The organism is uncultured Cyclobacterium sp., from assembly GCF_963976465.1.
In the GTDB taxonomy this organism is placed as follows: domain Bacteria; phylum Bacteroidota; class Bacteroidia; order Cytophagales; family Cyclobacteriaceae; genus Cyclobacterium.
Map to the genome: position 1 here is coordinate 1 of NZ_CAXBOC010000158.1, position 10,306 is coordinate 10,306.

A 10,306-nucleotide genomic window follows, 5' to 3' on the forward strand; every position below is an offset into this window, starting at 1 on the left:
ACTTATCCTAAAGATGGTAGTTTTAGAATTGCAAAAGAATTTGAAACAAATTCAATAGTGCCGGGTGAGCCATCTTATAACAAAATAGAAATATGTAATTGTGTTTAGCATATTGCTTGATCTTTTGATATGAAGTTTAATTGCCAATATATATTAGGTTTGAGTAGTATGTTTTGGAGTATTTTAGTATAATTAAAAAAAGTATAAACTATAAAAATAATTTATGGTGAAGAGGTTTACTAAATTCAATAACTGGTATCATTTAATTATACTGTGTTTCCTGATAGGATCCATGGTTCCAGATGCGTTGGCCCAAAGCAGAAGGGTCACAGGTAAGGTTACCTCCACGGGAGATGGCCTAGGAATTCCCGGAGTAAATGTATTGCTTCAGGGAGGTCAGACAGGCACAGCCACAGATGTCAATGGAGAGTACTCCATAACTGTGCCCGACAACAATTCGGTATTGGTTTTTTCCTTCATTGGTTTTGAACCGGTAAATGAAGTGGTAGGTAATCGATCTGTAATCAATGTTTCACTTTCAGAAGACGCTTCTGAAATGAATGAAGTGGTAGTCACTGCTCTCGGAATAAAGAGGGAGGAAATTTCTTTAGGTTATTCCATCGAACGTGTGGAAGGAGAAGAAATGACCAGAGTGGCGCAAGAAAGCTTCCTGAATGCCATGGCTGGTAAGGTGGCCGGTGCTACCATCAGTACAACCGGCGGTACGGGTTCTTCCGTAAGCATGGTTATTAGAGGAGCCACTTCGCTGAGTACTGATAACCAGCCATTATTTGTAGTGGATGGTGTCCCGATTGCCAATACGCTAAATAATGTCTCGTCGGTTGGCTCTGAAAACAGGGTCGATTATGGAAACGCGATTTCGGGGCTTAACCCTGATGATATTGCAGATATATCTATACTGAAAGGACCAAGTGCCGCAGCTCTTTATGGGTCCAGAGCAGGAAATGGAGTGGTTCTTATTACCACCAAAGGAGGTAATGTAGACCGATTAACAGTCAATGTAAGTACCAATACTGTTTTTGATGTGCCTTATAAATTTCTTAAATGGCACAGTAAATTTGGTGCAGGACAGTATTCTGCGATTCCTGTAGATGTTAGTGGTAATCCATTGACCAATCCTTTTGGCAGCTTGGTTCAAGAAAACGTAAATGCTGCCTTTGGGGCAGAGTTGGACAAAGGCTATGAGCAGGTGCAATGGAACAGCCCCTTGGATGAAAATGGAAACCCCATAGCGATGCCTTTGGTTTCCTACCCTAACAATGCACAAAATTTTGTACAAACAGGTATTACCTCTTCCAATAGTTTTTCAATTGCCAACAGCAATGATGCCATGAACTATAGGATCTCTTATTCCAATATGCGAAATAAAGGTATTATACCCAATTCAGACTTGTTCAGGAATACCTTGAATATTAATTCCAATATTAAGGTAAATGATAAGTTGAATATCAGTACCAATATTGATGTTAGCCGAAACAATTCCAATAATAGACCTGCGGGAGAACGTGGAACCAACCCTTTACAGTGGGCTTATGAAACCTCTCCACATGTTAATATTCTGGATCTGGAGGATTATTGGCTTCCGGGACAAGAGGGATTGGAACAAAAAACCATGGATGCGGCGTATGATGTGAGATCGACAAATAATCCATATTTCCTTGCCTATGAAGTGAACAATAGCTTTAAAAGAGACAGGGTTTTTGGAAATGTAAAAGCGGATTGGCAGATTTCTCCATCCTTGAACTTCTTTGCCCGGTATTCCTTGGACTTATACAATGAAACCAGAGAAAGTAAAATAGGCAGGAGTTACAGTCAGGAACCGGAAGGTGCCTATGGTATTACAGAGCTTCATGGCCTGGAGACCAACGCAGATTTCCTACTAACTTATAATAAGGATATTAATGATTTTGGTATTACCCTTTCGGGTGGTGGAAACATTAGGTATCAAAATGGTAGTAACTTATTTGCAGGAACCAAGTCCGGCGTAGGCCTGATCACCCCTGGCGTGTTTACACTAAGCAATATTGCTCCTGCCAATATTGAATATGGCAATAGTAGTTTTGAAAGAGGGATCCATAGTGTTTATGGATTGGCAAATCTTTCTTATAAGGATATGCTTTACTTGGATCTGACAGCCAGAAATGACTGGTCGAGCACTTTGCCGGATGCAGACCCATACTTTTACCCATCTGCTGCTTTAAGTGTATTGGTCAGTGAAATGCTGGAATTACCTGAGCCTTTCAGTTTGGTAAAATTGAGAGGTGGCTATGCATCAGTAGGGAATGATGCCAACCCTTATCAGCTATTGGGGACCCTGTATAATGCAGGTGCATGGGGTGATATACCTAGACTTTCCTTACGAAGTGGTTTGCTGAACCCTACCTTAAAACCTGAGATTGCCACGTCTTATGAGGGTGGAATTGATTTGAATTTTTTTAATGATCGGTTAAGGTTTAGCGGAACTTACTATAAAGTACAGAATGAAAATCAAATTCTGGGTATTGATTTACCGCCATCCACAGGTTATACATCAAAAAGAATCAATGCAGGCTTGTTACAAAGTGAAGGTGTAGAGTTGACGCTTGGATCCGATATTATCCGAAATAACAATTGGGACTGGTCAGTCAATCTGAATCTTACCCGTAACAGGACCAAAATTATTGAACTGGCTGATAATATGCCCTATTACACCTTATGGGAAGATGCCAGAGGTGGCTCATGGACCTATGTGGGAGAAGAGATTGGGGATATTTATGATGCTGAGGTGGTAACTGTTAAAGATCCGGAATCACCCTATTTTGGTTATCCGATTTTGGATCAAACCGGAAAATGGCAAAGCATAGATGCGGTAAGTTCAAGAAATAAAATAGGTAATTTCAATCCGGATTTTGTATTGGGTATGCAAACTTCATTGTCTTACAAGAACTTTCATTTGAACTTGACCTTTGATTGGAGAAGTGGAGGTGACTTTGTGTCCCAAACTTACCGATTCGGTGAGGAGCATGGCAGGTCATCAGTATTCTTGGATAAGCTGATCAATCCGGGAGAATTGGAAGGAGAAGCATTGAAGAATTACCTTGTAGACAACAAGGAATCCATGGTTTTGATCAATGGCAACAATTTCCCACTAGTAGGGGGGCCGACTCCTGAATATGGCAGTTATCCATTCACTTATGGACCATTTACTTTACCGCATGGGGGAGTTTTCATACCGGGAGTGTATGCCACAGAATTTGATGACAATGGCAACCCTACCGCATATGCCGAAAACCTAGGTGAAAATATTGGCGAGCCGGGAGGAACTTTAACCTTGCCTTATGCAGGAAGTACCGCCTGGAGTTTTGCTAGGGCATTCTTATATGATGCATCTTTTGTGAAATTAAGAGAGGTTTCTTTTGGTTATGATGTGCCAAAAACTTTTGCCAATTCCCTAAAAATGCAAAACCTTAGTTTTTCTGTTTACAGCCGAAATATTATTCTCTGGACAGCAGCAAAAATTAACATTGATCCGGAAATGGCCTTTCAACCATCTTCAGGCACGCAAGCAGGGACTCAATTCAAGCAAGGGATAGAACGATGGAATGTGATGCCATGGGTGATGCCAATTGGGTTTAAAATAAATGCTACTTTTTAATTGTTAGTTTTCTACTGATAAACGAAATTACTATGATTATCAAAAATAAATTAATTTTCGGTTGGGCGCTTTTATTGCTGTGTACATTTTCCTGTAAGGAAGATCTCATAGAGATGAATATTAACCCAAACGGTGCGAGTCCTGAATCGGCCAATCCCAACCTAGTGCTCTCAACTGTGCTGACAGAGGCAGGTAAGTCTGTTCTTAACCTTGGCTATCAGAATATAGCAGGTGTAATGCAGCATACACAAAAAGATGGCTGGTCGGGTTCCCATAATTCCTATGATTGGAATCGGAGCAACAGTTGGTCAGGATATTATGCTATTCTAAGGAATAATCAATTCGTATACGAAAGGGCTGTAGAACTGGATCAAGAACTTCATCAAGGAGTCACTTTGGTGATTCGAGGAATGATGTTTGGACTGATCACAGACCTGTGGGGAGATGCTCCTTATACAGAAGCGCTAAAAGGTGCTGAAGGTACTCCTGAGGGTACTTTTCCTGTATATGACACCCAGGAATCCATTTATCGAGGCATTCTGGATGAATTAGAAATGGCAAATCAATTGTTGTCCAAACCTCAATCTGCTTACAATAGCTCCGTAGAAAGCGCAGACGTATATTTTAATGGAGACCCAAGCAAATGGCAAAAAGTGGCCAATTCGCTCCGACTTAGATTTTATATGAGATTGTCAGAGAAGTTGCCTGATTTTGCTAAGCAAGGAATTGAAACTATACTGGCGGATCCGGCGACCTATCCTATTATTACCAGTGCCGGGGATGATGCTGATATGTCTTTTAATACCGAGAGTGAAGCAAGTAGCTGGCCTAATAATACCAAATTTGATGTGGATGCGAGTAATTATAGGCGATTAAAAATGTGAGAAACACTGGTTGAAGCCATGCGGGCAAAAAATGACCCTAGACTTGGGGTTTGGGCCAATCCTGTTGAAATCCCTTTGGTGGTGGATGCAAGTTTGCCTGAAGGAACTGATGTAATACAAGATGGAAAAAGATACCTTTCTCCGGATGTGTTGGAAACCAGAAATGTTGCCTTAGAAGACATCAGTCAAAACCAGGATTATGTAGGGATACCTCCCGGGATAGCAGGGGCACAAGTTTATAACCTAAGTCCGGATGCCAACCAAGCATCATTTAATCCACATGTTTCATGGTTGAATGACCGGTATAGAGAACCAAATGGACCATTGTTAAAAGCCAGACTAATTACTGCTGCCGAAGTTAATTTCATTTTGGCTGAAGCAGCATTGAAAGGTTGGGCTGTTGGAGGAACCGCTGAAGACTATTACAATAATGCAATCCAAGCCTCTTTTACCACTTGGGGCTTATCTGATCAAGCGGAAGCTTATCTTCAACAAGAAAATGTAATGTTTGATGGTACGGTAAAACAAATAATTGAGCAAAAATGGATTGCTTCCTGGACAGCCGCTGCTGAGTCTTGGTTTGATTACCGAAGAACAGGCTATCCTGAATTGGAGGCCGGGCCTTTTACCATAAGAGCTGCGATACCTGTTCGTTTTTATTATATGGTAGAAGAGCGCAATTTAAATGGAGCCAATTCAGAAGCAGCCATGAGTCGCTTGGAGACGACCAACTTTTCGGAGGTGGATGGTGCCAATAGTGCATGGTCAAAACCTTGGGTCATTCAAGGTACCGGCAAACCATGGTAAATAATGAATACAATTTTTCAGGAAAAAGGATTTTTCGAAAGAAAAGTCCTTTTTTTGCTTAAGGTTGGGCATTAGATTTGCTTATTCGCCTTAAATTGCAAAATAACCGCTCTTGCCTTATGAAGTTTCTACATTTAAATCCACCCCAAAGCATATCTATTATTTTCACTCTGCTAGTGATGGTTTCATGTACTAAAAATGTATCATTGACCAGGTTGATGCCTGCAGAAATTAATGTGCCAAACCATATTCAGCGTTTACTCATTGTGGATAGGACCAAACCTGAAAGCCAAGGGGTGGCCATTATCGAAGGAATTCTTACAGGTGAAATGCCCTTTGAAGTGAAGAATGCTATAGATGGAACCTTGGCTTCAGTGCAGCAAGAGTTAAGCACCTCCCCAAGGTATAAAATTGTAAGGGCTAATGAGCGGTTGACAGGCGGTTTATTTTCGCAGACATTCCCCAAACCCCTGGATCGTGAAATGGTGCGGGCTCTTTGTAGGCGTTACCAGACAGATGCTGTATTGACTTTGGAGAAATTCAGTTCTGATTTTGTCCTAACAGATAAAAAGATCACGATAAAAAAGAAAATAGGCAAAGAGGAAGAGGCCCGCACCATAGAAGTTCCCGGGATTTTGGTGGAAGGGGTGGCTACTGTACAGGTAGGGTTTAGGTTGTACGATCCTGAGAGCGGGTCTATTCTGGATCAGGATGATTTGGTAAAAAATAATCTTTGGTCTGCCGAGGCTGAGACCAAGACTCAAGCAATGGCATTGCTTATAGAAAAAGCTCAGGCTACCAGGTATGTTGGGCAGATGGCAGGTGCGGCCTATGTCCGTAGAATTGCGCCAATGTACCTTGATATAAACCGTACTTTCTATGCCAAGTCAAAGAAAAGCACATCCTTAGAAAAAGGCGCACGCTATGCAGAGGTAGATAAATGGGGGAATGCCATCCAAAGTTGGGAAGAGGGCTTATCGCTTCCTGCTGACGAAAAAACCTATGGTAAGCTGTGTTACAATATTGCTTTGGGGCAAGAAGTGCTTGGCGATTTATTTTTGGCCAAGGAATGGGCAGCGAAAGCTTATACCCAGTATGGATTTAAACCCGGAAGGACCTATGCAGAGGAAATTGAGCGAAGAATGATGGAAGATGAATTGCTTCACCAGCAATTGAGTTCTCCTCAGGAGCAATAAAAGTAAACCCGGATTAGGTGAAATTTGATTACCTAACCCGGATTTAAATTCATTTAAGTTAAATCATTGGAAATTTTCTCTATTTCTCTTAATTCTTTGGCAGCTTCAACCATAAGTTTTAGTGCCTTTTCAGTTTCCTCCCATTGTCTGGTTTTAAGCCCACAATCCGGGTTTACCCAAAGTTTAGCTGTGGGAATTACATCCTGAGCCTTTTTTATCAATTGTACCATTTCCTTTTGGCTAGGTACTCTTGGTGAATGGATGTCATAGACGCCGGGGCCTATTTCATTGGGATACTTAAAATCTGCAAATGCATCCAATAGTTCCATTTGAGACCGAGAACATTCGATGGTAATCACATCTGCATCCATGGCGGCAATGCTCGGCATGATGTCATTGAATTCCGAATAACACATATGGGTGTGAATTTGCGTGGCATCACTTACGCCTGAAGAAGTTAGCCTGAAAGCTTGAGTCGCCCATTTGAGGTAGCTTTTCCATGCTGATTTTCTTAAGGGAAGCCCTTCTCTTATGGCAGGTTCGTCAATTTGTATGATGTTGATTCCTGCATTTTCAAGGTCTTTTACCTCATCTCTAATGGCCAAGGCAATTTGTTTACATGTGGTTGCCCTGTCTTGATCATTTCGTACAAAAGACCATTGCAAGATGGTAACCGGGCCGGTTAACATGCCTTTTACTCGTCTTTTAGTTATAGATTGGGCATATTTAGACCAGAAAACTGTCATTGGTTTAGGCCGTGAGATGTCTCCATAAATGATCGGTGGTTTTACACAGCGACTGCCGTAACTTTGCACCCAGCCGTACTGACTGAAGGTAAAACCAGCCAGTTGTTCTCCAAAGTATTCCACCATGTCATTTCTCTCATATTCTCCATGTACCAATACATCCAACCCAATCTTTTCCTGTTTACGAATGACTTTTTCAGTAGCTTCTTTTAATAAATTTAGGTAGGTCAACTGGTCAATAAAACCTTTCTTAAATTGAGACCTCCATTTCCTTACCTCTCCTGTTTGTGGAAAAGACCCAATACTGGTGGTAGGTAAAAGGGGTAGTTTAAGAAAATTCTGTTGAAGGATACTTCTGGAGGCATACTTACTCTTCCTTTTGTCGTCTGATGGAGATATGGTATCTACCCTTTGTTTTACAGTTTTATTGTGGATTAAGCCGGAGTTTTTTCGATCAGCAATGGCGGCCTTATTGTCCTCATAGGCCAAGAGCTGATTTTTTTCCGGATTGGGTAAAGAGAGTTCTTGCAATAAAGTAACCTCTTTCAATTTTTGTTTGGCAAAAGCCATCCACCTTTTAATCTCAGGTAATAAGATGTCTTCTTGACGTTCCAGTTCCAAATCATAAGGAACATGCAATAGGGAGCATGAGGGAGCAATCATGATCTTTTCTCGCCCAAGGGTATGGCTGGCTTTTTTGATTGCTTTGAGCGATTTTTCAAAGTCATTTTTCCAAATGTTTCGGCCGTCAACCAATCCCAAAGAAATGCTCAGATTTTCAGGAATTTGGCTCAATATTTTATCCAGTTGTTCTGGGTTTCTGACCAGATCCAGATGCAGGGCACACACGGGGAGGGACAAGGCCAATGCTGTATTGTCATTTAATCCTTCAAAATAGGTGGCCAGTAAGGTCTTTAGCTTGGGGAACGTTTTTCTGATGGTTTTATAGACCATAAGGAAAGCCTCTTTTTCCTTTGAATTGAGGTCCAAGCCTAATACGGGTTCATCAAATTGAACCCAATCCACTCCATTTTCCTCCAATTCTTTAAGAATCTCCAAATATACCGGAAGGAGTTTATGAATAAGGTCAATTTTTTCAAAACCTTTAGTTTTCTCTTTTCCTAGCCAGAGATAGGTCACTGGACCTATTAGGACCGGCTTGGCTTTGATTCCTAGTTTTTTAGCCTCCTTAAATTCTTCAACCACCTTTGAAGAATGATTACTGAAGCTTTGATCGACTGTAAACTCAGGCACCAGGTAATGGTAATTGGTATCAAACCATTTGGTCATTTTCATGGCGGTGATGTCTAATCCCTCTTTTTGATAACCTCGAGCCATGGCAAAATAAAGATCCAGAGAGGAAATCTCCTTATTTTTCACAAGGGCTGCATACCTTTCGGGAATGGCTCCTACTGTTAAGGACATGTCCAGCACTTGATCATAAAAAGAGAAATCATTTACAGGGATAAGGTCTATTCCCTGTTCTTGCTGGGTTTTCCAATTTTGAAAACGGATTTGTTTTCCGGCCTCTTCTAATGCTGTACCGGAAATTTTGCCTGACCAATACTGCTCGCAGGCTTTTTTGAGTTCTCGTTTGCTACCAATTCGCGGGTAGCCAAGAATGTGCGTTTGCATGTTCTTTTAACTTTTTAATGAATAAAATGAGTTAAAAGCCCTTTGCTTTATTTCAAACGCTTTGTAGAAATGGGAGTGGAGTTGGTTGTAGAAATTGATCAAAAAAGGCACAATTATCCCATGGCAAACAATTGTTTTAGTTGATAATATCCAACCTGACACCAAACTTTAGATCGCGAAAGCGTTGTCAATTCGAAACAGGCAGGTCTCCTGACTTGTAACATTTTTACCTTCCTTCCCATTCTTAAGATTAGAACAGTGGATTTGCTATGGGTAAAAACCTTTGTAGTTACTTACAGTTGCGCGACAGTTCGTGATTCTCACACGATTCCCTATTAATTCACGTTAAGTAAAACCTATTTCGGTTGATAAAGAAATAATAAAAGAACTTATTGCCCCCAAATGTAGGACAGATAAATTACATTTCCTGCAACAATTTCAAAAAGGAGAGGAAAAAGGTAGCTGTAAAATTATACCCGGTGTAATTTATAGGGGTAAACACCATCCGCATTCCATTGGCAAACATAGAGGTTTTTGTCCCTGTCCAAACACACATCATGACAATGTTTGAAGATGGGTTCTTCTTGAAACATCAGTTCAAGTTTACCTTTTTTATAAACAGGTTTGGTGCCTCCGGGATTAGAAACCACTTTGTTGTCTTTGTCTAAAATGGTTACAAAGCCTTTGTTTAAATGCATGTTATAATTGTCTCTTTCCATACCAAAACAGACACCGGAGTATAAATTTTCATCATCCAAAACAGGTCGGCTTATAAATGCACCGGGTAAATAAATGTCTTCCAAGTATTCCCCTTCTAAAGTAAAGCGCTTGAAAGTATTTTTTATTCTTGCAGAGCAAAGTAGGCTCGGATTGCTAGGGTCTCGGTAATCTATGGCCACACCATGTGCCTGTTTAAATTTGTCCGGTTGGAGAAAACTGTCTCCGCCAAATTTGCGAATAAATTGACCTGACTTGTTGAATTGCAAAATAAACTGGGAACCATAACCGTCGGCCACATAAATATCCCCATTGGGGCCTATGGCTGTTTCCGTTGGGCGATAATATGCATGTTCAGTGTAGGCGCCTATCTTGGATGGGTGATCCAATTCCATTACAATTTCACCATTCATGCTACATTTTACCACTTTTCCTAAACCGGTATCGGTGATGAACAAAAATTCTTCACCACCTTCTTCCGAAATCGACAAACCATGGGCACCTGAAAAACCTAAAGTCCAAGTGTCCAAAATTTTTCCTGAAGTATCATAAACCAGGACATTGTTTTTCGGATGGTCCGTCAACAGTATCAGCCTGTTCTTTTTATCCAAGACCATTTCGTGGCAGTTATTTACAGGATGGCTGTTGCTGTTGGTTTTGCTCCAT

4 protein-coding genes, 1 pseudogene and 1 riboswitch are annotated in these 10,306 nt (G+C 40.9%); of the genes and pseudogenes, 3 read left to right on the forward strand and 2 right to left on the reverse strand.

Features of this window, described 5'->3' with window-relative positions:
• Positions 1-223: 223 nt before the first annotated feature.
• The 3 genes and pseudogenes from AAC037_RS10605 (at position 224) to AAC037_RS10615 (ending at position 6,542) form a co-directional block, all read left to right on the forward strand.
• Positions 224-3,655: a SusC/RagA family TonB-linked outer membrane protein gene (locus AAC037_RS10605; RefSeq protein ID WP_339902974.1), complete on the forward strand. Its 3,432-nt coding sequence runs from the start codon at positions 224-226 to the stop codon at positions 3,653-3,655.
• A 113-nt stretch (positions 3,656-3,768) separates the two neighbouring features.
• Positions 3,769-5,346: pseudogene (locus AAC037_RS10610) on the forward strand (SusD/RagB family nutrient-binding outer membrane lipoprotein).
• Positions 5,347-5,564: 218 nt separating this feature from the next.
• Positions 5,565-6,542, forward strand: coding sequence for a DUF6340 family protein (locus AAC037_RS10615; RefSeq protein WP_339902975.1), 978 nt, complete (start codon positions 5,565-5,567; stop codon positions 6,540-6,542).
• Positions 6,543-6,595: 53 nt separating this feature from the next.
• Here the strand turns inward: AAC037_RS10615 and metE are convergent, their stop codons facing one another.
• Positions 6,596-8,923, reverse strand: a complete 2,328-nt coding sequence (gene metE / locus AAC037_RS10620; protein WP_339902976.1) for a 5-methyltetrahydropteroyltriglutamate--homocysteine S-methyltransferase — start codon at positions 8,921-8,923, stop codon at positions 6,596-6,598.
• Between the two features lie 182 nt (positions 8,924-9,105).
• Positions 9,106-9,298: riboswitch (cobalamin riboswitch) on the reverse strand.
• 95 nt (positions 9,299-9,393) lie between these two features.
• Positions 9,394-10,306: 6-bladed beta-propeller (locus tag AAC037_RS10625; RefSeq protein WP_339902977.1), on the reverse strand; the 913-nt coding region annotated here is incomplete at its 5' end.